Source organism: Stenotrophomonas sp. ASS1 (assembly GCF_004346925.1).
Classification (GTDB): domain Bacteria; phylum Pseudomonadota; class Gammaproteobacteria; order Xanthomonadales; family Xanthomonadaceae; genus Stenotrophomonas; species Stenotrophomonas maltophilia_A.
The window spans coordinates 743,423-763,755 of the sequence record NZ_CP031167.1; the positions used below are offsets into that span (position 1 = coordinate 743,423).

Sequence of the window (20,333 nt, forward strand, 5' to 3'; positions counted from 1 at the left end):
CCCCATCCCTTGCATAGGGGCAATGAAGGGCGCCGGAGCCTGCCGGTTCGGGTTCATCCGGCGGAGGCACCCGCAGAGGGGGTGATCAGGGCCTGGACATGGGCCATGCTGCACTCGGCCAGGGCCTGCAGGTCGTAGCCGCCCTCCAGCATCGAGACCACCCGGCCGGCGGCGTGACGGCGTGCCAGCGCATGCAGTTCACGGGTGATCCAGGCGAAATCGTCGGTCTCCAGCATCAGATCGGCCTGCGGGTCGCGCAGGTGGGCGTCGAAGCCGGCGGAGATCAGCAGCAGCTGCGGACGGAAGTCGTCGATGGCTGGCAGCATCTCGTCGGCCCAGACGTTGCGGAAGCGGAAGCCGCCGCTGCCCGGTGGCAACAGGATGTTCATCAGGTTGCCGGCACCGCGGTCGCGGCGCAGGCCGGAATTGGGGAACAGCCCGGCCTGGTGGGTGCTGTAGTAGGAGACCCGGGCATCGTGCTGGAAGATGTCCTGGGTGCCATTGCCGTGGTGGACGTCGAAATCGACCACCGCGATCCGCTCCAGGCCATGGCGGTCACGGGCATAGGCGGCAGCGATGGCGATGTTGTTCAGCAGGCAGAAGCCCATCGCCGTGCTGCTGGTGGCGTGGTGGCCCGGCGGGCGTACCGCGCAGAAGGCCAGCGGGTCCTCGCCCAGCATTACCGCATCGACCGCGGCCACACCGGCACCGGCGGCGTGCACGGCGGCGCTGGCCGAACCTGGCGAGGTCCAGGTGTCCATGTCCAGCTGGCGCAGCGGCGCGGTCTGCGGCTGCAGCACGAAGTCGAGCAGGGCGCTGTCGTGGACCCGGGTCAGTTCGCCGAACTTGGCCGGCGGCGCCTCGCGCCAGTCCAGCTGATCAGGGAAGGCGGCGTGCAGTGCGTCGAGTACGTACTGCAGGCGCTGCGGGCACTCCGGATGGCCGGGGCCGGGGTCATGCAGCAGGCAGGACGGGTGGGTATAGACCAGCATCGTGCCGACTCAGCGCTGGCGCTGCTGTGGCTGCCACAGCGCTTCGCCGTGGCCATCGGCACGGGCCAGCACCCGGGCCAGCACGAACAGCAGGTCCGACAGCCGGTTGAGGTACTGCAGCGCTTCGCTGCGCACAGCCTCGTGGCGGGCCAGGGTGACCGTTTCGCGCTCGGCGCGGCGGACGATGGTGCGGACCAGATGGCAGCGCGCGGCGGCTTCGCCGCCGGCCGGCAGGATGAATTCCTTCAGCATCGGCAGGTCGGCGTTGTAATGGTCCAGCTGCTGTTCCAGGGCCGAGACGTCGGCGGCGTGGATCGCGGCATGGCCGGGAATGCACAGCTCGGCGCCCAGGTCGAACAACTGGTGCTGCAGATGCACCACCAGCGCGCGCACATCCTCGGGCAGGGGCGCGGCCAACAGCAGGCCGAGCGCGGCATTGGCCTCGTCGACGGTGCCGAAGGACGCCACGCGTGCGTCATCCTTGGCTACGCGCTGGCCGTCGCCAAGGCCGGTACTGCCGTCGTCGCCGGTGCGGGTGTAGATGCGCGAGAGGCGATGACCCATGGCGCGGCTCAGTGGCGGATGTCGCGGCGGGCCTGCTGGAGCTTCAGCACCTGCTCCACGGCCAGCTGCAGGGCGGCGGCCAGCGCCACATAGATCGCCGTGATGCGCAGGTAGGGCCCGAACCACTGCGCGTAGTTCTGTGCCCAGCCGGCCAGGGTCGGCTCGGCCACGTTGCGGCTGCTCCAGTAGAAACCGCCCTGTGCCAGCAGGTGGCAGACCGCCACCGAAGCGACCAGCAGCACTGCGCCCTTGGCCAGTACCGGCCAGCGCGCGCTCTGGTAGTTGCGGCCCAGCAGCATGCCGCCGGCCCACAAAGAGAAGTAGGCAGGCAGCAGCAGCCAGTAGCCCGGCGACACGCAGTAGTGCTGCCAGAAATCCAGACCGCTGCTGCGGATCACGATCCAGTCCACCAGCACCGCGAACACCATCAGCAGCGGGAACGCCCAGCGCGTCCAGCGGGCCAGGTAGAAGCCACCGATGAAGAACACGGCCCAGGAGGCATCCGGAATGGCCGCGAAGTGATTGACCCGGGTCGCCGCCAGCAGCAGTACGAGTACGGACAGGACGAAGGCGCGGTTGGCGGTATCGGACATGGTGGGGGCCCGGAGCGGATTCAGGTTTCATTCTAGCCCGCCGCGCAGGTTGGCGCAGGTGCCGCCCGTTCGGCGTACAGTCGGGGCGAGCGCGTATCATGAACACATGAGTGAACGACATGACGTGCTGATTGTCGGTGGTGGCCTGGTCGGTGCCAGCCTGGCCATTGCCCTGGACCGCCTGGGCCGCGACGTGGGCCTGCTTGAGGCCAGCCCGGCCGGCGAGCTGCCTGCGGTGTTCGACCAGCGCAATCTCAGTTTCGCCGCTGCCACCGTCAATGCGCTGACCGCGCTGGGGGTGATGCAGAAGCTGGCGATGGCACCGGGCCCGATCCGGCGCATCCATGTCAGTCGTGCCGGCGATTTCGGCCGTGTGCAGCTCGAAGCGGCCGATTACGACCGGCCGTGGTTCGGCCAGGTGGTGGTCGCGCGCGATTTCGGCCAGGCGCTGGAAGCGCGCCTGCAGGAACTGCCGCGCCTGCGCCGTTACCGGCCGATGCGGTTCCTGGGGCTGGGTGAGGTGGTCGATGGTTACCGCCAGGTACGGGTGGCTGACGAGGCTGGCGAACGCGTGCTGCTGGCACGGTTGGTGGTGGGGGCCGATGGCACCACCAGCGGCGTGCGTGGCGCGCTGGGCATCGAAGTCGACCGCCATGATTTCCAGCAGACCCTGTTCGTGGCCCGCGTGCGCAGCCAGCGCGCGCCGGATGGCACCGCCTGGGAACGCTTCACCGATACCGGCCCAACCGCCCTGCTGCCGCGTGGCGATCGTCACTTCGGCACCGTGCATGGCGTGGCGCGCGACCAGGCCGATGCGGTGATGGCGCTGGACGACGCGGCCTGGCTGCAGCGGCTGCAGGATGCGATCGGCTGGCGTGCCGGCCGCCTGCTCGAATCTGGCCCGCGCAGCGCTTACCCGCTCATCCAGGTGCTGGCGCGCGCGCTGGCCGGTGAACGCACGGTGCTGCTCGGCAATGCCGCGCAGACCATCCATCCGCTGGGTGCGCAGGGCTTCAACCTGGGCCTGCGCGATGCGCTGACCCTGGCCGAGCTGCTGGAGGATGCGCATGAGGATGCCGGCAGCGATGCGCTGCTGCAGGCCTATGTCGCGCGCCGCGAGGACGACCGCCGGCAGACGGTGGCGTTCTCCGGCGGCCTGGCGCGCCTGACCAGCAATCCGGCACCGCTGATGCGGCCGCTGCGCAGCCTCGGCCTGGTGGCTGCACAACGCGCCTCGGTGCAGTCGATGCTGGTCGGTGGTGCGATGGGCTTCCGTGGTGAAGTGCCGCGCCTGTGCCGCGGAGAAGCCGCATGAGCCGGCGCACGCGCCTGGACGTGGCCATCGTCGGTGGTGGCGTGGTCGGTGCCGCCTGTGCGCTGGCGCTGGCCGATGCCGGTCTGTCGGTTGCGCTGGTGGAGGGCCGCGAACCCGCGCCATGGCAGGCCGCGCAGCCGGACCTGCGGGTGTTCGCCTTCGCCGCCGACAACGTGCAACTGTTGAACCGCCTGGGTGCGTGGCCGGCCATCGCGCAGGCCCGCGCGTGGCCCTACCGGCGCATGCAGGTGTGGGATGCGGCGGGTGGCGAGGATCTGTTGTTCGACGCCGACCGCTTCGGTCGGCGCGAGCTGGGCTACATCGTCGAGAACGGCCTGCTGCAGGATCGCCTCTGGTCGGCGCTGCCGGCGGCGGGCGTGCAGCTGCACTGCCCGGCACGGGTGGAAGCGCTGGAGCAGGACGAGGACGGCGTGCGCCTGCGGTTGGATGACGGGCGCCGCCTGGAAGCGGCGCTGGCCGTGGCCGCCGACGGTGCCGAGTCGACCCTGCGCCAGCTGGCCGGAATCGAGGTCGAGCGGCATGACTACCACCAGCGTGGCGTGGTGGCCTACGTGGACAGCGAGCTGCCGAACCAGGCCACCGCCTGGCAGCGCTTCCTGCCGACCGGACCGCTGGCGTTGCTGCCGGTGGCCGAGCGCCGCAGTTCGATCGTCTGGACCCTGCCCGAAGACGAAGCGGCTCGCGTGCTGGCCTTGGACGAGGACGCCTTCAACCGCGAGCTGACACGGGCCTTTGCTGCGCGCCTGGGCGAACTGCGGCTGGCATCACCGCGTGCGGCCTTCCCGCTGCGTCGGCAACTGGCCCGTCACTACGTGGCTGGCCGCGTGCTGGCGCTGGGTGATGCTGCGCATGTGGTGCATCCGCTGGCCGGGCAGGGCGTGAACCTGGGCCTGCGCGATGTCGCCGCCCTGCAGCAGTGGCTGGCGCCGTCGGCCGAGCGCCGCGGCCAGCCGCGGCTGTCGCCGCAGCGCCTGCAGCGCTGGGCGCGCGAACGGCGCAGCGACAACCACATCGCCGCCTACAGCTTCGATGCGATCAACCGCCTGTTCTCCAACGACGAAATGCACCTGACCCTGGCCCGTGGACGCGCACTGGGCTGCGTCGGCAAATGGCCGCCGCTGGTGCAGGCGTTCTGGAAGCGCGCCGCCGGCGTCTGACCGGAATACAGGTCGCTCTGGCAGGTGCCAACGTCGCTCTGGTAGGTGCCAACCTTGGTTGGCACAAGGCTGGAAATACCCTCGCCTCATCCGGGCCCAGGATGCCTGATGGATGTGCCAACCAAGGTTGGCACCTACCAGAAGCGGGCTCCGTTACCGCCGTTGATCCAGTAGATCCACGCCATGCGTGGATGAAGATCGCGCCGGTGGATCAATCAACCAGCCAACCAGCCAGGTCGGCACGATCCAGCTTGCCGCGACGCTTCACGTCCAACGCATTGAACTCATCGGCCAGCGCCGGATTGGCCTGCGCTTCCTCGCGGCTGATGAAACCGTCGCCGTTCACATCCAGCGCGGCGAAGTGGATGCGGTACTGGCCGACCACGCTGCTTGGTTCCAGCGAACGCACGGTCACCTGTGCCTCGCCGGCCGGCCGTGCAATCTCGACGCTGCCGCTGACCCGGCCGGCATCCAGCGGTTGCTGGCGGATCGCGCCGCCGGTCGGGCCCAGTGGTTGGCTCTGTGCAGGGGTGTGCGGCAGCTGCTGGGCAATGGCCGGTGCGGCTGCCAGCACGGTGATCAGCATGGCGAGCGGGTGGTATCGCATGGTTCCCTTCCTCGGTAGCGCCGGGCCATGCCCGGCGGGCATGTTCCTCAGCGCAGCGGCGAGGCCAGTACCGTGATCTCCTCACGGTCGTGATAGAGCTGCTTGGCACGTACCACCAGCGGCTTGCAGGCCTGCTCCTGGAACAGGTCCAGGCACAAGCGGGTTTCGTCCCAGCGCTTCTTCATCGGCAGTTTCAGGTTGAAGATCGCGTGCCTGCACCAGCCTTCGCGGAACCAGGTGGCCATGCGTTCGGCCACGCGCCGCGGCTGCTCGACCATGTCGCAGACCATCCAGTCCAGCGGCTGTTCCGGGTGCCAGTGGAAGCCATCGGCGCGCAGGTGCTCGACCAGGCCGGTGTCCAGCACGTGCTGGCGCAGCGGGCCGTTGTCGATGCTCAGCACGTGCATGTGCTGGCGGGTCAGCACCCAGGTCCAGCCGCCGGGTGCGGCACCCAGGTCGGCCGCGCGCATGCCGGGCCTGGCCAGCGCCTCACGTTCTTCCGGCGTCAGCAGGGTCAGCAACGCTTCGTCCAGCTTCAGCGCCGAACGCGACGGCGCTTCGGGCAGCAACTTCAATCGCGGGATGCCCAGTGCCCACGGCGCGCTGTCGGCCGGGTCGGCCACGCAGACGAAGGCGTGGGTGCCGTCGACGAACACCACGTGCAGGCGCGGCAGGCGGTCGTTCGGCTTGTCGGTGAGCTTGCCGGCCTTGCGCAGCGCCGGGCGCAGCGCATTGCCGAAGGCACGGGCCAGCCCGGACAGCGGCTTGCCGGCGTCCGAATCGGGATGTTCCACCCACAGGTCGCCGAAGCGCGGCGCATCGGCCAGCACCTCCAGCATCGGGGTGATGCGGTCGGCTGGGTCCAGCTGCGGCAGCTCGGCCAGCACCACCAGCTTCTGCCGCGCGAAGATCAGCTCGCGCCAGCGCAGGCGCGGTGCCAGGGCGGCGGCTTCGTCGCACATGAACAGCACGTAGCCATCATTGCGCTGGGTGCGCGCATAACCGGCGAAACCGGCTTCACCGGCGCGGAACTGCAGTTCGCCGGCCAGCTCGGGCTCGAAGCCCTGCCGGCACAGGCACAGCAGGCCGATGCCGGCCTCAGTAACGGGCGCCATCGCTTTCCCCATAGGCACGCAGCACGCTGCGCGCGGCGTCGCGGTTCAGGCCCTGCACCACTTCGATGCCGCGCTTGTTGAGTTCACCCACCCAGTCGGCCGGCAGCGGGCCTTCATCGAACGGGGTCAGCTCTTCGACGTCGGCCGAGTTGGCACCGATCAGCAGGCGGTCGATGCCGGCCCACACGGTGGCGCCGTAGCACTGGCAGCACGGCTGCGAACTGGTGGCCAGGGTGACCGGCGACAGCACTGCGTTCAGGCGCGGGGTCTGCAGGCGCTGCTGGGCCAGCATGTAGGCCATGTTCTCGGCGTGCGCCAGCGAGGTCGCGTGCGGCATCACCCGGTTCACGCCGGCGGCGATGACCTTGTCATCCGGGCCGAACACCACTGCACCGAACGGGCCGCCACTGGCGTGCTCGACGTTCAGCCGCGACAGCTCGATCGCCAGCGCGACCTTGGCCTCATCGCCCGGATATCGACGATCCAGGTCGATCTGGTCGTGGATCCAGGCGGGAAGGGTCAGGTGGACTTGCGCGTACAGCATCGCGGGGGTGCCTCGTAATGGGATGGAAGAAGGTGCGGTTGCTTGGGAAACCGGCGCGCAGTGTAGCCGCACCGGCCTGTATCGGGTGTGGCGGTGGGTCAGCCCGGCGAGCCGGTGCGGATCACCACGTACTGCTTGCGGAACTCCAGCCCGGCCTGCGGCCAGCTGGCCGCGTAGGCGCGCAGCAGGGGCAGGGCGGCGGCGAAGTCGTGGCCGTTGACCCGGCAGTCGGCTTCGCACAGGCCGTCGGCATCGCGCGAGGCGAACAGGCGGATGGCGAGGAACTGGCGGGCTTTCAGCAGCTCATCGAAGGCCTCCATGCTGCGGGTGAACAGGCAGCAGGGGCAGGAACCGTGGTCGTCCTCGCTGCAGGTGGAGGCATCCACCTCTTGGGCGCGGTAGTGCGCCAGCGGCCCCAGCACTACGGTGCGCTGGTGTTCCTCGCCGTCATCGCCGGCCGGATAGGTCAGGCCCATCATCGGCAGGCCCTGCGCGTCTTCGGCGCCGATCGCGGTCTGCAGCGTTGCCAGGTCCACCCGCACCCAGGCCTGGAAGCCGGACAGCAGCGATGCCTGCTCATCGGCACCGTTGGCGTGCTGGTACTCGAACAGGCCATCGGCGAACAGCACCGGATGCTGGCTCTCGATGACGGTGGAGGTCTGCCAGCCGCCGTTGTCGCGCGCGTGCGCGGCCATCGCATGCGGGGTCAGGTGCAGGCCGCTGTCCAGCAGCAGCGCGTCGCCGTCGACGTGGCTGGCGATGCCGGCCTCCTGCAGGACCTGCTGCAGCAGCGGGAGGAGGGCGGTGGAGGTCGTGGTCATGTCAGGCCTGTGGATGGGGTGGAACATCCAGGCAAGGCCTGGGGATCTAGCGGTCGAGCGCGTCAAGTTCGGCGCGATATCGCTGCGCGTCGGACTGCTGCTGCGGATCGTTGCCGTGGTCGCGCAGCCAGGTTTCCAACTCGCGGCGATAGTCCGCGCGGAAATCGGCGTTGCCGGGGCTGAAATGCAGCTTGCGTGCCGCCACTTCCACCCGCTCGCGCGCGCTGGCACGGGCCTGGGCGATGCCGTGCGGGGATTCGTTGGTGAGGATGACGAAGTTGCGCGGGAAACCCGGCGTGTACTTGACCACGAACGGCTGGTCGGGCGCCGGGATGCGGATCGCGTTCTCCAGCGGCCACAGCGAGGCGGTGTTGGTGTGGAACACCACCTCCACGTCGCGGCCCTCGGCGGTGCGCAGCACCCCTTCGTAGCGCCAGATGTACTGCTCGTTCATCGTCGAACTGGTGCGCTCGGACTTCACGATCACCGCTTCACCACGCTCGCCCACCACGTTGAGGAAGGCGGCGTTGAGGAAGTGGCCGAGGAAGATGTTGAGCATCGCCAGCGGGAACACCACGATGGCGTAGCCCGGAAAACGCCGCCACCACGAGACCAGCCCGGCCAGCACCATCGCCGAAAAGAACGTCAGCAGCGGATGCTGCGAGATGAACCAGAACAGGACGGAAAGGGCGGTGATCATCGTCGGAGTCATGCGGGCGCCGTGCTGGCGCCCGCGCAGGTCCTCAGGCCGACCAGGTGTCGCGCAGGGTCACGCTGCGGTTGAACACCGGCTTGGCTTCGGTGTGGTCGCGGCGGTCGGCCACGAAGTAGCCGGTGCGTTCGAACTGGAACGACTGCTCCGGGGCAGCGCTGGCCGCGGCCGGCTCGACATAGCCGGTGACGGTGCGGCGCGATTCCGGATTGAGGTAATCACGATAGGTCTTGCCTTCCGATTCGTCGTCGGGGTTCGGCACCGAGAACAGGCGGTCGTACAGGCGGATCTCGGCCGGCACGCCATGTACGGCGCTGACCCAGTGGATGGTGCCCTTGACCTTGCGGTTGGCGCCTTCCATGCCCGGACGCGATTCCGGATCCAGCCAGCCACGCAGCTCGGTGATGGTGCCGTCGGCATCCTTGATCACTTCATCGCAGCGGATGATGCCGGCACCGCGCAGGCGCACTTCGCCACCCGGGACCAAGCGCTTCCAGCCCTTCGGCGGCACTTCGGCGAAGTCCTCGCGGTCGATCCACACTTCGCGTGCGAACGGCACTTCGCGGCTGCCGAAGCTCTCGTCCTTCGGGTGGTTGCTGAAGGTGAGCTGCTCTACGTGGCCTTCCGGCAGGTTGGTCAGCACCAGCTTGACCGGGTCGACCACCGCCATGCGGCGCGGCGCGGCGCTGTCCAGGTCTTCGCGCAGCGCGCCTTCCAGCACGCTGAAGTCGATCAGCGAATTCTGCTTGCTGATGCCCACGCGCTCGGCGAACAGGCGCATCGCGGCCGGGGTGTAGCCACGGCGACGCAGGCCCTGCAGGGTCGGCATGCGCGGGTCTTCCCAGCCGTCCACCAGCTGCTCGGTGACCAGCGCCATCAGCTTGCGCTTGCTCATCACCGTGTAGTTGATGTTCAGGCGCGAGAACTCGATCTGGCGCGGCTTGGCGGCTTCGCGCGGCAGGCCGGCGTCGACCAGCGGCTGGGTCAGCGCGTCGTCATGGGCGAAATCGACGTTGTCCACGCACCAGTCGTACAGCGGGCGGTGGTCTTCGAATTCCAGCGTGCACAGCGAGTGGGTGATGCCCTCGATCGAGTCGCCCAGCGCGTGCGCGAAGTCGTACATCGGGTAGATCGGCCACGCGTTGCCGGTGTTCTGGTGCTCGACGTGCTTGATGCGGTACAGCGCCGGATCGCGCAGGTTGATGTTGCCGCTGGCCATGTCGATCTTCGCGCGCAGGGTGCGCGCGCCATCCGGGAATTCACCGGCGCGCATGCGGCGGAACAGGTCGAGGTTTTCCTCGACGCTGCGGTCGCGCCACGGCGACGGGCGGCCCGGCTCGGTCAGGGTGCCGCGGTAGGCGCGCACTTCCTCGGCCGACAGGTCGCAGACATAGGCCTTGCCCTGTTCGATCAGCTTCTCGGCGGCCAGGTAATAGGTCTGGAAGTAGTCCGAGGCGTGGCGCAGCTCGTTCCAGCTGAAGCCCAGCCAGCGCACGTCGTCCTGGATCGCGGCCACGTATTCCGGGTCTTCCTTGGCCGGGTTGGTGTCGTCGAAGCGCAGGTTGCAGACGCCGCTGAACTCGCCGGCGATGCCGAAGTTCAGGCAGATCGACTTGGCATGGCCGATGTGCAGGTAGCCGTTCGGTTCCGGCGGGAAACGGGTCTTGATCGCCTGGTGCTTTCCGCTGGCCAGGTCCTCGCGCACGATCTGGCGGATGAAATCGCGCTTTTCGTGGCTGTCGGCGGGGGTCTCGGGGCTGGCGGGGGTGTGCTCGGACATGAGTCGGCGAAAAGAAAGGCAGAAAGGCCAACAGTCTAGCGCGTACCGGGCAGGGCTGCCCGGTGGGGCGTGGGGATGCCGGCCAGCGGCCGGCACTACCAGGCCCTCTTCCCGGTAGCGCCGGCCGCTGGCCGGCGGAATGGTCATGCGCCGTCACCACCACCATTCAGCCCCCCGGCGTATGCTGGAACTCTCTCCCACGGAGCTGCCGCATGCACATCGTGTACAAGGCCGACAACCTGTTCGACGCCCACCTGGTCAAGCACGCGCTGGAGGATGCTGGCATCCCGGCTTTCGTGTTCGGCGAGTCGTTGCTGGGTGGCATGGGCGAGCTGCCGCTGTTCGGCGTGCTGCGGGTAGGCATCCCTGATGCGGCACGGCCGCAGGCCGAGGACATCGTGGCGGCGCTGGACTTGGGCCACGCGCCGGACGCCCCCATTTCAGATGCAGACGACATAGCCGGCCTTCCGGCGTAGGAGCGCATCATGTTGGGAATTGGCCAGGGCATCCTCGGCATCGGCGCCTTCAAGCAGCGCCTGCCGCGCCCGGAAGAAGCACTGCCGGGCCGCGAGCAGCCGTTGCCGCTGCACAGCAACCAGCACTTCGTGAACAGCCATCCGCTGAAGGACCGTTTTGCCGGCCTGCAGCAGATCCGTTTCGCGCTGGGCTGCTTCTGGGGCGCCGAGCGCAAGTTCTGGACCGAACCGGGCGTGTACAGCACCTCGGTGGGCTATGCCGGCGGCATCACCCCGAACCCGACCTATGAAGAGGTGTGCTCGGGCCTGACCGGCCACACCGAAGTGGTGCAGGTGGTGTTCGACCCGGCGGTGGTGAGCCTGGAGCGGCTGCTGCAGCTGTTCTGGGAAAGCCACGACCCGACCCAGGGCATGCGCCAGGGCAACGACACCGGCACCCAGTACCGTTCGGCGATCCACGCCACCGACGAGGCGCAGTACGCCGCCGCGCTGGCCAGCCGCGAGGCCTACCAGGCGCAGCTGGATGCGGCCGGCTACGGCCCGATCACCACCGAGATCGTGTACCCGGCACCGGAGTACTACTACGCCGAGGACTATCACCAGCAGTACCTGGCGAAGAACCCGAACGGTTATTGCGGCATCGGCGGCACCGGGGTGAGCTGCCCGATCGGATTGGATGTGGAGGCGCCGCGCTGACGCGCGGTGGTCCGCCTGCGGCGGGCAGAATCTACGGCAGAAGCCAAAGCCAAAGCGGCTCTGCGTTTCTGCGGGTTGGGCGGGGCGGTGTGGGTTGGCAGGACACGCCGTAAACCCCGCTCCGCGGTCCGGCCCAGCCGCTGGCGGCTGTGCGTTCGGGCGCTTGCGAAGCAGTGCTTCGCAAGCAAAGCGCCCTCACCCCTGGGGGCTCGATGGCGCCATCCATGGCGCCAACGGTCCTGCCAACCCACACCGCCCCACCCCCGACAGTTTCCCGGTGACGGTGGGCAAGAGCATGGGTTACTGACGAACTGAAAGAAAAGAAAAAGGACGCGGCCTTCGCCGCGTCCTTTTTGTTTGATCCTGCAGTGCTCCGTAGAGTCGAGCTTGCTCGACTGCGAGCAAGCGAAGCGCGCGACCCGCTGTTGCTCTTCTTTCTTTCATCCGTGGCGGGCGGCCGCCGGAAACTGTCAGAGGGCGGGCGGGTTGGGTTCGCGGGAGTGTCCGCGGCATGGATGCCGCGGCCAAGCCTCCAGGGATGGATTCACGGCGTCTCCCGCGAACCCAACCCGCCCGACCCAGCGCGGCTTTTGCTTTAGCAGTCAGTCGAGCAAGCTCGACTCTACAAAACGATCCGCCACGAGGGGCTCAGCCGTTGGCCGGAATCACAGTTCCGAACGAATGCGCTCGCGCAGCGCCTGCAGATCCTTGGCAAACGCATCGATACCGGTCGCCAGCTTCTCGGTCGCCATCGGATCGGCCGCCAGATCCGCTGCGAACTTCGCTGCATCGATCGGGGTCACCGCCGCGCCATCCGCCGCACCGGCCACCAGCTTGCGCGGCAGCTCGCCGTGGTCGGCGTCCAGCTTCTCCAGCAGGTCCGGCGAAATCGTCAGGCGGTCGCAACCGGCCAGCGCTTCGATCTGCGCGGTCGAACGGAACGAGGCGCCCATCACCACCGTCGGCGAACCGCGGCGCTTGAATTCGGCATACACGCCGCGCACGAACTTCACGCCCGGGTCTTCATCGATGTTGGCCGGGGTCTGGCCGTTGGCCACGTACCAGTCCAGGATGCGGCCGACGAACGGCGAGATCAGGAACGCGCCGGCTTCGCTGCAGGCCAGCGCCTGGGTCGGGTTGAAGATCAGGGTCAGGTTGCAGTCGATGCCTTCGGCCTGCAGGATGCGCGCGGCTTCCACGCCTTCCCAGGTCGCGGCGATCTTGATCAGGATCTTTTCGCGCGGCACGCCGGCATCGGCGTACATCTGGATGAACTGGCGGGCCTTGGCTACGGTGGCAGCGGTGTCGTGGGCCTGGTCGGCATCCACTTCGGTGGACACGCGGCCCGGCACCAGCGTGCTCAGCAGCGCGCCGACGCCGATGGTCAGGCGGTCGGCCACGGCGTGCACCACGGCTTCGCGGTCGCCACTCTGCTGGCGGCCCCAGGCCAGTTCGCGTTCGATCAGCTCGGCGTAGACCGGCAGGTCCAGCGCCTTCTTCACCAGGGTCGGGTTGGTGGTGCAGTCCACCGGCTGCAGGCGCTTGATCGCCTCGTAGTCACCGGTATCGGCAACGACCACGGACAGTTCGCGCAGCTGGGACAGTTTGGACGGGGTACTCATTACGGCTCCTGGTGCAGGGGGATCGAGTCGCGCGCGGTGCGCAGCGGTAATCAGGGGCGGTCGTTGTGGACCGCGGTCACGCGCAGGCGCAGCTTGCGGCCGCCGGGCGCGTTCCAGTCGATGCTCTGGCCGATCGAAAGGCCGAGCAGGGCACTGCCGACCGGGGCCAGTACGGAAACCTTGCCTTCATCGACGTTGGCTTCGCGGGGGAAGACCAGGGTCAGGACGTGCTTCTCGCCCGACACTTCATCTTCGCACTCCACGCGCGAATGCATCATGACGATGCCTTCGGGAATCTGGTCCGGTGCCAGCACGGTGGCACGGTTGAGTTCTTCAGCAAGCGCGAGCGCGGCAGGCGTCTGGCTCAGCGCAGGGGATTCGAGCATGGCGTCCAGGCGGTCCATGTCGAAGGTGGAAACGGTGATCGACGGCGGCAGGCCGCTGGCGGTACTCATGGTGAAGCTCCTTGGTTGAAAGCCATGCAAAAGGCGGCACCTGCTGGCGCCGCCTGTCTGTATTGTGGGGACAAATGCGACCGGAATCGACTCCTGCCGATTCCAGGCCGGTGCTGCGGGGGTTCAGCCGTTCAGCGCGGGGCCGGGCAGGGCGGTCGTGTCGCCGGCGGCGTTGACCGCTTCCAGGGTGAACAGCGCCTGCGGCAGGCGCTTGAACTGATCGGCCAGCTCCATCAGGAAGTCGTTCATGGCCGAGCTGCGGCGCCAGATCATCGCGATGCGGCGGCTGGGGCGTCCTTCGCCGGTGAAGTCGAGCAGGCGGATGTTGTTCGAGCGCGGCACCGGCGGCTGCACCGACAGGCTTGGCAGCAGGGTGATGCCGACGTCGGCGGCGACCATCTGCCGCAGGGTTTCCAGGCTGGTGGCGCGGAACTCGGACTTCTCGTTGGCACCGAACAGGCGGCAGACTTCCAGTGCCTGGTCGCGCAGGCAATGGCCATCTTCCAGCAGCAGCAGCTTCTGCGTGGCCAGCTCCTGCACGTCCAGGTGTTCGCGACGGGCCAGCGGGTGGCGCCCGGATACGGCCAGCAGGAAGGGTTCCTCGAACAGGAACTCGGCATGCAGCTGGTCGTCGATCACCGGCAGGGCCAGCAGTGCAGCGTCGAGCTTGCCTTCGCGCAGACGGTCCAGCAGCACATCGCTCTTTTCCTCGACCAGCAGCAGTTCCAGCTCCGGGAAGCGATCGCGGATGCGCGGAATCACATGCGGCAGCAGGTACGGGCCCAGGGTCGGGAAGATCCCCAGGCGCACCGTACCGGCTTCCGGATCGCGACTGCGACGTGCCGCTTCCTTCAGCTGTTCCACTTCGGACACGATCACCCGTGCCCGTGCTGCTGCTTCCTGGCCGGCCGGGGTCAGCATCACCTTGCGCGGTGCACGTTCCACCAGCGGCAGGCCCAGCTCTTCTTCCAGCTTGCGGATCTGCGTGGACAGCGTCGGCTGGCTGACGAAGCAGGAGGCGGCAGCCCGGCCGAAATGCTTGTGCTCGGCCAGGGCTACCAGGTACTTCAGATCACGTAGGTTCATCCTTACACCCCAGGGGTAACGGACCGGCTGACGGCATGGTTACCCGACAGGCAGACAATGTTCCCGGTGATCTGGGAACGATGGATCAGGCAGCTTCAGCAACAGCACCACTGCTGCTGCTCACCGACGAGCGGATCAGGTGGTCGAACGCGCTCAGTGCGGCGGTCGAACCGGCGCCCATGGCAATGATGATCTGCTTGTAGGGTACCGTCGTGCAATCGCCAGCAGCGAACACGCCCGGCAGGTTGGTCTGGCCACGGTCGTCGATGACGATCTCGCCACGCGGCGACAGCGCCACGGTGTCCTTCAGCCACTCGGTGTTGGGCAGCAGGCCGATCTGCACGAAGATGCCTTCCAGCTCGACGCGGTGGGCGTCGCCGCCGACACGGTCCTTGTAGACCAGGCCGGTGACACGGCTGCCGTCGCCCAGCACTTCGGTGGTCTGTGCGCTGGTCAGCACGGTGACGTTGGCCAGGCTGCGCAGTTTCTTCTGCAGCACTTCGTCGGCGCGCAGGCTGGAATCGAACTCCAGCAGGGTTACATGCGACACGATGCCGGCCAGATCGATGGCCGCTTCCACGCCGGAGTTGCCGCCGCCGATCACCGCCACGCGCTTGCCCTTGAACAGCGGACCATCGCAGTGCGGGCAGTAGGCCACGCCCTTGTTGCGGTACTGGTCTTCGCCCGGCACGTTCATCTGGCGCCAGCGTGCGCCGGTGGACAGGATCACCGAACGCGACTTCAGCACCGCGCCGTTCTCCAGCTGCACCTGCACCAGGCCGTCTTCACCGGCCGGCACCAGCGCACTGGCGCGCTGCAGGTTCATGATGTCCACCTCGTACTCGCGCACGTGCTGTTCCAGCGCCGTGGCCAGCTTCGGGCCCTCGGTCTCCTTCACCGAGATGAAGTTCTCGATCGCCATGGTGTCCAGCACCTGGCCACCGAAACGCTCGGCGGCGATGCCGGTGCGGATGCCCTTGCGTGCGGCGTAGATCGCCGCTGCAGCACCGGCCGGGCCACCGCCCACCACCAGCACGTCGAAGGCGTCCTTGGCGGCGATCTTCTCTGCATCACGCTTGCTGGCATTGGTGTCCAGCTTGGCCACGATCTGCTCCAGGGTCATGCGGCCCTGGTCGAACACTTCGCCGTTGAGGTACACGGTCGGCACCGACATGATCTCGCGCTTCTCGACTTCGTCCTGGAACAGGGCACCGTCGATGGCCACGTGCTGGATGCGCGGGTTGAGCACCGCCGCCAGGTTCAGCGCCTGCACCACGTCCGGGCAGTTCTGGCAGGACAGCGAGAAGTAGGTTTCGAACCTGTATTCACCTTCCAGGTTCTGCACCTGCTCGATCAGCTCGGCGGTGGCCTTGGACGGATGACCGCCCACCTGCAGCAGCGCCAGCACCAGCGAGGTGAACTCGTGGCCCATCGGCAGGCCGGCGAAGGTCAGGTGGATGTCCTGGCCCGGGGTGCCCAGGTCGAAGGACGGCACGCGGCCCTGGCCATCGCGCAGCACCTGCAGCGAGATCTTGTCCGACAGGCTGCCCAGGGTCTGCAGCAGTTCCAGCATTTCCTGCGACTTGGCGCCGTCGTCGGCGTGCGCGGTGATCTGGATCGGGCGGGTCACGCGCTCCAGATAGGTCTTCAGCTGCGACTGCAGGTTGGCGTCCAACATCGGGTCATCTCCTGGCTTCAGGCAAACAGGGGGCGTGGCACCGCTGTAGAAGGTAGCGGACCAGCAGGGGGTAGGGGTGAACCCAAGACAGCGACCGTGGAAGGGGCTGGCTGGCCAAGGCGGGCGAGCGTTGGCTGTCTTGGGTTCACCCCCACGCCGGCGGGGGGACCGGCACGGGGATGAAAGGCGCGCCGTGGCGTGGGGCCACGGCAGGCCGGTACTGCTTTAGATCTTGCCGACCAGGTCCAGCGACGGGGTCAGGGTCTTCTCGCCTTCCTTCCACTTGGCCGGGCACACCTGGTTCGGGTTGGCGGCGGTGAACTGGGCAGCCTTCAGCTTGCGCAGGGTTTCGGAGACGTCACGGGCGATCTCGTTGGAGTGGATCTCCAGGGTCTTGATCACGCCTTCCGGGTTGATGATGAAGGTGCCGCGCAGGGCCAGGCCTTCTTCCGGAATGTGCACGCCGAAGGCGTTGGTCAGCTGGTGGGTCGGGTCGCCGACCAGCGGGAACTGGGCCTTGCCGACGGCCGGCGAGGTTTCGTGCCACACCTTGTGCGAGAAGTGGGTGTCGGTGGTGACGATGTAGACCTCGGCGCCGGCCTTCTTGAACTCGGCGTAATGGTCAGCGGCGTCTTCGATCTCGGTCGGGCAGTTGAAGGTGAAGGCGGCCGGCATGAAGATCAGGACGGACCACTGGCCCTTCAGGCTGGCGTCGGAAACCTTGATGAACTCGCCATTGTGGTAAGCGTTGGCTTCGAACGGCTGGATCTGGGTGTTGATCAGGGACATCGTTTTTCCTCTGGTGAAGGGGAGTGGGTGAATCGACAGGAGCTAGGTTACCGACTCGCTGGCGATAAGAACAATCCATTGATTGCATCTATTTGATAGATGGAATCTATCATTTGGTCATGAGCAGGCACTGAACCTTGCCGCTCCCATCCTGCAACTGGCTGTGTGACAAGGGAAATCTCCCGGAGGCGCGGAAAGGGGCCGATAGCCCCTCCTTATTCCCTCCGGCAGAACCTGAACGAATTGCAGCTTTTTGTAGTGTCGAGCCACGCTCGACTGCGGATCTCTGGAACCGAGCCCATGCTCCGCTGTTCCAGAAGCAGCCGAGCATGGGCACGGCTCTACAATTGCGGCATGTCTTTCCAAACCGAACCCTCCCTGCGCCAGATCGTGGCCGAGGCCAGTGCCCGCCTCGGCGGCGTCGAGGCCCGCCACGAGGCCGAACTGCTGCTGCTGCATGTGCTGGAGCGCCCGCGCAGCTGGCTGTTCGCGCATGCCACCGATCCGCTGGCCGCCGCCGACCTGGCCGCCTTCGAAGCGTTGCTGGCCCGCCGCGTGGCCGGTGAGCCGGTGGCCTACCTGACCGGCCGCCGCGGTTTCTGGACGCTGGACCTGGAGGTCGACCCGGCCACGCTGATCCCGCGTCCGGAAACCGAGCTGCTGGTCGAGCTGGCGCTGGAGCGGCTGCCGCCAGACCAATCGCTGCAGCTGGCCGACCTCGGCACTGGCACCGGCGCGATCGCCTTGGCGCTGGCCAGCGAACGGCCCCAAGCGCAGGTGCTGGCCACCGATGCCAGCCCGGGCGCGCTGGCCGTGGCCGCGCGCAATGCTGCGCGCCATGAACTGCGCAACGTCCGCTTCGCCGATGGCGGGCACGACTGGTATGCGCCACTGCAGGGTGCACGCTTCGACCTGATTGCCAGCAACCCGCCATACATCGCCAGCGACGACCCGCATCTGGAGCAGGGCGACCTGCGTTTTGAACCGGCTTCCGCGCTGGCCTCCGGCGTGGATGGCCTGGATGACATCCGTCGCATCGTAGACGGTGGCCAGGCCCACCTGCTGCCCGGCGGTTGGCTGCTGATCGAGCACGGTTGGGACCAGGGCGCGGTGATCCGCGCGCTGTTCGACGCCGCGGGTTTTGCAGAGGTGCAGACCGTGCAGGACCTGGAACAGCGCGACCGCATCACCCTGGGCCGGTGTCCGGCCTAGAATGGAGGTTCTCCTGCCCCGGCAGGGCATCACCCTGGAGCTGCAAGCATGCGTACGCTGTACCCCGCCATCACCCCCTACGACGTCGGCACCCTGAAGGTCGACGACCGCCACACGCTGTACTTCGAACAGTGCGGCAACCCGGATGGCAAGCCGGTGGTGATGCTGCACGGTGGCCCGGGCGGTGGTTGCAGCGACAAGATGCGCCAGTTCCACGACCCGTCCAAGTACCGCATCATCCTGTTCGACCAGCGCGGTGCCGGCCGTTCCACCCCGCACGCGGACCTGGTGGACAACACCACCTGGGATCTCGTCGCCGATATCGAGAAGCTGCGCGAGCACCTGAAGGTGGATCGCTGGCAGGTGTTCGGCGGCAGCTGGGGTTCGACCCTGGCGCTGGCCTATGCCGAAACCCACCCGCAGCGCGTGACCGAACTGGTCCTGCGCGGCATCTTCATGCTGCGCCGCTGGGAACTGGAGTGGTTCTACCAGGAAGGCGCCAACCGCCTGTTCCCGGATGCGTGGGAGCACTACCTCAAGCCGATCCCGTCGGTGGAGCGCCATGACCTGATCTCGGCCTTCCACCGCCGCCTGACCAGCGACGACGAAGCCACCCGCCTGGAAGCGGCCAAGGCGTGGGCGGTGTGGGAAGGCGCGACCAGCTTCCTGCACGTCGATGATGATTTCATCAACAGCCACGAAGACCCGCACTTCGCGTTGGCCTTTGCCCGCATCGAGAACCATTACTTCGTCAACGGCGGCTTCTTCGAGGTGGAAGACCAGCTGCTGCGCGACGCGCACCGCATCGCTGACATTCCCGGCGTGATCGTGCACGGCCGCTACGACGTGGTCTGCCCGCTGGCCAACGCCTGGGACCTGACCAAGGTGTGGCCGAAGGCGAAGCTGGAAATCACGCCGGCGTCGGGTCACTCGGCGTTCGAAGCCGAGAACGTGGACGCGCTGGTGCGCGCCACCGACAGTTTTGCTTGAGGCAAAACTATCCACGCATTCCACCTTATCCCCGCGCCTGTCGGCGCGCCCCCTTGAACAACAAGGGGGCTCTGCTCCAGACCGGGTTCGGTGCACTGATCAGTAGAGCCAGGCCACGCCTGGCTGCGGTAGTGCCGGCCGCTGGCCGGCAAACCTGAGACGGTTGGATTCCTGGAGGCGCCGGCCAGCGGCGGGCGCTACCACTCCCCGGCCAGCAGCGCGTCGGCCAGCACCTGCAGCTTCGGCGAGTGCTGGCGCGACGGCGGGTAGATCAACGACAGTGCACGGCTGCGGCCTTCAAACGGCTGCAGCACGCGCTGCAGGCGGCCATCGGCCAACGCATCGGCCACGGCGAAATCCATCACCTGCACGATGCCGATACCGGCGATGGCCGCTTCCACCAGCGGATCGCCGCTGTCGAACACCATCCGCGTCGGCGGCGTGAACTCGCGCAGTTGCCCGTCCTGCAGGAACTGCCAGTCCACCAGCCGGCCACTGCGCAGGTTGCGCACCGCCAGGCAGGCATGGTCCTGCAGCGCGGCCACATCGTCCGGTGCGCCACAGCGGGCCAGATAGGCGGGGCTGGCCACCGTCACCCAGCGCAGCGGCCGCAATGGCCGCGCGACGATGCGCTGGTCGGCGATGACGCCGGTGCGCAGCGCGGCATCGAAGCCTTCTTCGACCAGATCGACCAGACGGTCGCTGAGCACCGCTTCCACCTGCAGCTGCGGATGCTGTTGCAGCAACGGCGCCAGCATCGGCACCAGCACCTTGCGCCCGAACATCGACGGCGCACTGATCTTCAACGTGCCCGAGGGCGTGCACGGGCGGTCGGCCAGTTGCCGTTCGGCATCGTCCAGGCCGGCCAGCAGTGGTGCCACCTGTTCCACGAACTGGCGGCCATCCGGGGTCAGCGCCACGTTGCGGGTGTTCCGCTGCAGCAGCTTCACCCCCAGCGACACTTCCAGCCGCCCGATCGCGCGCGACAGGCCGGATTGGCTCAGGCCGAGCTGGCCGGCGGCCACGGTGAAACTGCGGGCTTCGGCCACCTGCACCAGCATGCGCACCGCATTGAGGTCCATCGAGGCTCCATTCATGCCGAAAATCA

Annotated in this window: 21 protein-coding genes; 6 read left to right on the plus strand and 15 right to left on the minus strand. The window is 67.7% G+C overall.

Translation table 11 applies throughout. The features are described 5' to 3' along the window. Nucleotides 1-53: 53 nt before the first annotated feature. Genes MG068_RS03380 through MG068_RS03390 form a run of 3 tightly spaced genes read right to left on the minus strand, consistent with a single transcriptional unit; the run spans nt 54 to nt 2,149 of the window. Nucleotides 54-992, minus strand: a complete 939-nt coding sequence (locus MG068_RS03380) for a histone deacetylase family protein (protein ID WP_049460914.1) — start codon at nt 990-992, stop codon at nt 54-56. A 9-nt stretch (nt 993-1,001) separates the two neighbouring features. After that, nucleotides 1,002-1,556 carry a cob(I)yrinic acid a,c-diamide adenosyltransferase gene (locus tag MG068_RS03385; protein WP_132809256.1) on the minus strand — a complete coding sequence of 185 codons (555 nt, stop codon included), beginning with the start codon at nt 1,554-1,556 and terminating at the stop codon, nt 1,002-1,004. Nucleotides 1,557-1,564: 8 nt separating this feature from the next. After that, nucleotides 1,565-2,149, minus strand: coding sequence for a hypothetical protein (locus MG068_RS03390; protein WP_132809257.1), 585 nt, complete (start codon nt 2,147-2,149; stop codon nt 1,565-1,567). A 106-nt stretch (nt 2,150-2,255) separates the two neighbouring features. Between MG068_RS03390 and ubiH the strand changes: the two genes are divergently transcribed. Continuing rightward, nucleotides 2,256-3,464: a 2-octaprenyl-6-methoxyphenyl hydroxylase gene (gene ubiH / locus MG068_RS03395; RefSeq protein WP_132809259.1), complete on the plus strand. Its 1,209-nt coding sequence runs from the start codon at nt 2,256-2,258 to the stop codon at nt 3,462-3,464. Next, nucleotides 3,461-4,642 carry a UbiH/UbiF family hydroxylase gene (locus MG068_RS03400; protein ID WP_132809261.1) on the plus strand — a complete coding sequence of 394 codons (1,182 nt, stop codon included), beginning with the start codon at nt 3,461-3,463 and terminating at the stop codon, nt 4,640-4,642. The genes ubiH and MG068_RS03400 overlap by 4 nt, the downstream gene beginning before the upstream one ends. 211 nt (nt 4,643-4,853) lie before the next feature. On the opposite strand, the gene MG068_RS03405 is transcribed toward MG068_RS03400, so the two are convergent. The 6 genes from MG068_RS03405 to MG068_RS03430 form a co-directional block, all read right to left on the minus strand. Beyond that, the gene (locus MG068_RS03405) at nt 4,854-5,249 is read right to left on the minus strand and encodes an EF-hand domain-containing protein (RefSeq protein WP_049398146.1); all 396 of its coding nucleotides are present in this window, start codon (nt 5,247-5,249) and stop codon (nt 4,854-4,856) included. Between the two features lie 47 nt (nt 5,250-5,296). Further along, the gene (rlmM, locus tag MG068_RS03410; protein WP_132809263.1) at nt 5,297-6,364 is read right to left on the minus strand and encodes a 23S rRNA (cytidine(2498)-2'-O)-methyltransferase RlmM; all 1,068 of its coding nucleotides are present in this window, start codon (nt 6,362-6,364) and stop codon (nt 5,297-5,299) included. Next, nucleotides 6,348-6,908, minus strand: a complete 561-nt coding sequence (locus MG068_RS03415; RefSeq protein WP_004154307.1) for a nucleoside deaminase — start codon at nt 6,906-6,908, stop codon at nt 6,348-6,350. Before MG068_RS03415 ends, rlmM begins: the two co-directional genes overlap by 17 nt. Nucleotides 6,909-7,006: 98 nt before the next feature. Continuing rightward, nucleotides 7,007-7,729, minus strand: a complete 723-nt coding sequence (locus tag MG068_RS03420; protein ID WP_049460925.1) for a DUF6348 family protein — start codon at nt 7,727-7,729, stop codon at nt 7,007-7,009. Nucleotides 7,730-7,775: 46 nt separating this feature from the next. Beyond that, nucleotides 7,776-8,429 (minus strand): membrane protein, encoded by a 654-nt coding sequence (locus MG068_RS03425; protein ID WP_049460927.1) that lies wholly within the window; start codon nt 8,427-8,429, stop codon nt 7,776-7,778. A 43-nt stretch (nt 8,430-8,472) separates the two neighbouring features. Beyond that, nucleotides 8,473-10,221: a glutamine--tRNA ligase/YqeY domain fusion protein gene (locus MG068_RS03430; RefSeq protein ID WP_132809265.1), complete on the minus strand. Its 1,749-nt coding sequence runs from the start codon at nt 10,219-10,221 to the stop codon at nt 8,473-8,475. A 212-nt stretch (nt 10,222-10,433) separates the two neighbouring features. Here MG068_RS03430 and MG068_RS03435 point away from each other — a divergent pair, with 212 nt between their 5' ends. Continuing rightward, the gene (locus MG068_RS03435) at nt 10,434-10,697 is read left to right on the plus strand and encodes a putative signal transducing protein (RefSeq protein WP_010481810.1); all 264 of its coding nucleotides are present in this window, start codon (nt 10,434-10,436) and stop codon (nt 10,695-10,697) included. Between the two features lie 30 nt (nt 10,698-10,727). Beyond that, on the plus strand, nt 10,728-11,393 hold the full coding sequence (gene msrA / locus MG068_RS03440) for a peptide-methionine (S)-S-oxide reductase MsrA (RefSeq protein ID WP_165929946.1): 666 nt from the start codon (nt 10,728-10,730) through the stop codon (nt 11,391-11,393). A gap of 665 nt (nt 11,394-12,058) precedes the next feature. On the opposite strand, the gene MG068_RS03445 is transcribed toward msrA, so the two are convergent. The 5 genes from MG068_RS03445 to ahpC form a co-directional block, all read right to left on the minus strand. Continuing rightward, nucleotides 12,059-13,015, minus strand: a complete 957-nt coding sequence (locus MG068_RS03445; protein ID WP_049399989.1) for a transaldolase — start codon at nt 13,013-13,015, stop codon at nt 12,059-12,061. Between the two features lie 50 nt (nt 13,016-13,065). Continuing rightward, a complete protein-coding gene (rnk, locus tag MG068_RS03450; protein ID WP_005408156.1) occupies nt 13,066-13,470 on the minus strand; it encodes a nucleoside diphosphate kinase regulator in 405 nt (134 codons plus the stop codon). Between the two features lie 123 nt (nt 13,471-13,593). Beyond that, nucleotides 13,594-14,556, minus strand: a complete 963-nt coding sequence (locus tag MG068_RS03455; RefSeq protein WP_132809267.1) for a LysR substrate-binding domain-containing protein — start codon at nt 14,554-14,556, stop codon at nt 13,594-13,596. An 85-nt stretch (nt 14,557-14,641) separates the two neighbouring features. Next, on the minus strand, nt 14,642-16,234 hold the full coding sequence (gene ahpF, locus MG068_RS03460) for an alkyl hydroperoxide reductase subunit F (protein WP_132809268.1): 1,593 nt from the start codon (nt 16,232-16,234) through the stop codon (nt 14,642-14,644). Between the two features lie 225 nt (nt 16,235-16,459). Next, nucleotides 16,460-17,023 (minus strand): alkyl hydroperoxide reductase subunit C, encoded by a 564-nt coding sequence (gene ahpC / locus MG068_RS03465; protein WP_005408159.1) that lies wholly within the window; start codon nt 17,021-17,023, stop codon nt 16,460-16,462. Between the two features lie 354 nt (nt 17,024-17,377). Here ahpC and prmC point away from each other — a divergent pair, with 354 nt between their 5' ends. Together prmC and pip are read left to right on the plus strand one after the other, a co-directional pair. Further along, nucleotides 17,378-18,235, plus strand: coding sequence for a peptide chain release factor N(5)-glutamine methyltransferase (prmC, locus tag MG068_RS03470; protein ID WP_107431578.1), 858 nt, complete (start codon nt 17,378-17,380; stop codon nt 18,233-18,235). A gap of 48 nt (nt 18,236-18,283) precedes the next feature. Then, complete coding sequence (gene pip, locus MG068_RS03475; protein WP_005408161.1) at nt 18,284-19,225, plus strand: prolyl aminopeptidase; 942 nt, start codon at nt 18,284-18,286, stop codon at nt 19,223-19,225. A gap of 197 nt (nt 19,226-19,422) precedes the next feature. Here pip and MG068_RS03480 read toward each other — a convergent pair whose 3' ends face one another. Next, the gene (locus tag MG068_RS03480; RefSeq protein ID WP_132811106.1) at nt 19,423-20,307 is read right to left on the minus strand and encodes a LysR family transcriptional regulator; all 885 of its coding nucleotides are present in this window, start codon (nt 20,305-20,307) and stop codon (nt 19,423-19,425) included. Nucleotides 20,308-20,333 lie beyond the last annotated feature (26 nt).

Excerpts from the sequence above, each read along its gene's own strand:
- MG068_RS03380 (WP_049460914.1), bottom strand. The coding sequence starts at position 992 with ATGCTGGTCTATACCCACCCGTCCTGCCTGCTGCATGACCCCGGCCCC.
- MG068_RS03385 (WP_132809256.1), bottom strand. The coding sequence starts at position 1,556 with ATGGGTCATCGCCTCTCGCGCATCTACACCCGCACCGGCGACGACGGC.
- MG068_RS03390 (WP_132809257.1), bottom strand. The coding sequence starts at position 2,149 with ATGTCCGATACCGCCAACCGCGCCTTCGTCCTGTCCGTACTCGTACTG.
- ubiH (WP_132809259.1), top strand. The coding sequence starts at position 2,256 with ATGAGTGAACGACATGACGTGCTGATTGTCGGTGGTGGCCTGGTCGGT.
- MG068_RS03400 (WP_132809261.1), top strand. The coding sequence starts at position 3,461 with ATGAGCCGGCGCACGCGCCTGGACGTGGCCATCGTCGGTGGTGGCGTG.
- MG068_RS03405 (WP_049398146.1), bottom strand. The coding sequence starts at position 5,249 with ATGCGATACCACCCGCTCGCCATGCTGATCACCGTGCTGGCAGCCGCA.
- rlmM (WP_132809263.1), bottom strand. The coding sequence starts at position 6,364 with ATGGCGCCCGTTACTGAGGCCGGCATCGGCCTGCTGTGCCTGTGCCGG.
- MG068_RS03415 (WP_004154307.1), bottom strand. The coding sequence starts at position 6,908 with ATGCTGTACGCGCAAGTCCACCTGACCCTTCCCGCCTGGATCCACGAC.
- MG068_RS03420 (WP_049460925.1), bottom strand. The coding sequence starts at position 7,729 with ATGACCACGACCTCCACCGCCCTCCTCCCGCTGCTGCAGCAGGTCCTG.
- MG068_RS03425 (WP_049460927.1), bottom strand. The coding sequence starts at position 8,429 with ATGATCACCGCCCTTTCCGTCCTGTTCTGGTTCATCTCGCAGCATCCG.
- MG068_RS03430 (WP_132809265.1), bottom strand. The coding sequence starts at position 10,221 with ATGTCCGAGCACACCCCCGCCAGCCCCGAGACCCCCGCCGACAGCCAC.
- MG068_RS03435 (WP_010481810.1), top strand. The coding sequence starts at position 10,434 with ATGCACATCGTGTACAAGGCCGACAACCTGTTCGACGCCCACCTGGTC.
- MG068_RS03445 (WP_049399989.1), bottom strand. The coding sequence starts at position 13,015 with ATGAGTACCCCGTCCAAACTGTCCCAGCTGCGCGAACTGTCCGTGGTC.
- rnk (WP_005408156.1), bottom strand. The coding sequence starts at position 13,470 with ATGAGTACCGCCAGCGGCCTGCCGCCGTCGATCACCGTTTCCACCTTC.
- MG068_RS03455 (WP_132809267.1), bottom strand. The coding sequence starts at position 14,556 with ATGAACCTACGTGATCTGAAGTACCTGGTAGCCCTGGCCGAGCACAAG.
- ahpF (WP_132809268.1), bottom strand. The coding sequence starts at position 16,234 with ATGTTGGACGCCAACCTGCAGTCGCAGCTGAAGACCTATCTGGAGCGC.
- ahpC (WP_005408159.1), bottom strand. The coding sequence starts at position 17,023 with ATGTCCCTGATCAACACCCAGATCCAGCCGTTCGAAGCCAACGCTTAC.
- prmC (WP_107431578.1), top strand. The coding sequence starts at position 17,378 with ATGTCTTTCCAAACCGAACCCTCCCTGCGCCAGATCGTGGCCGAGGCC.
- pip (WP_005408161.1), top strand. The coding sequence starts at position 18,284 with ATGCGTACGCTGTACCCCGCCATCACCCCCTACGACGTCGGCACCCTG.
- MG068_RS03480 (WP_132811106.1), bottom strand. The coding sequence starts at position 20,307 with ATGGACCTCAATGCGGTGCGCATGCTGGTGCAGGTGGCCGAAGCCCGC.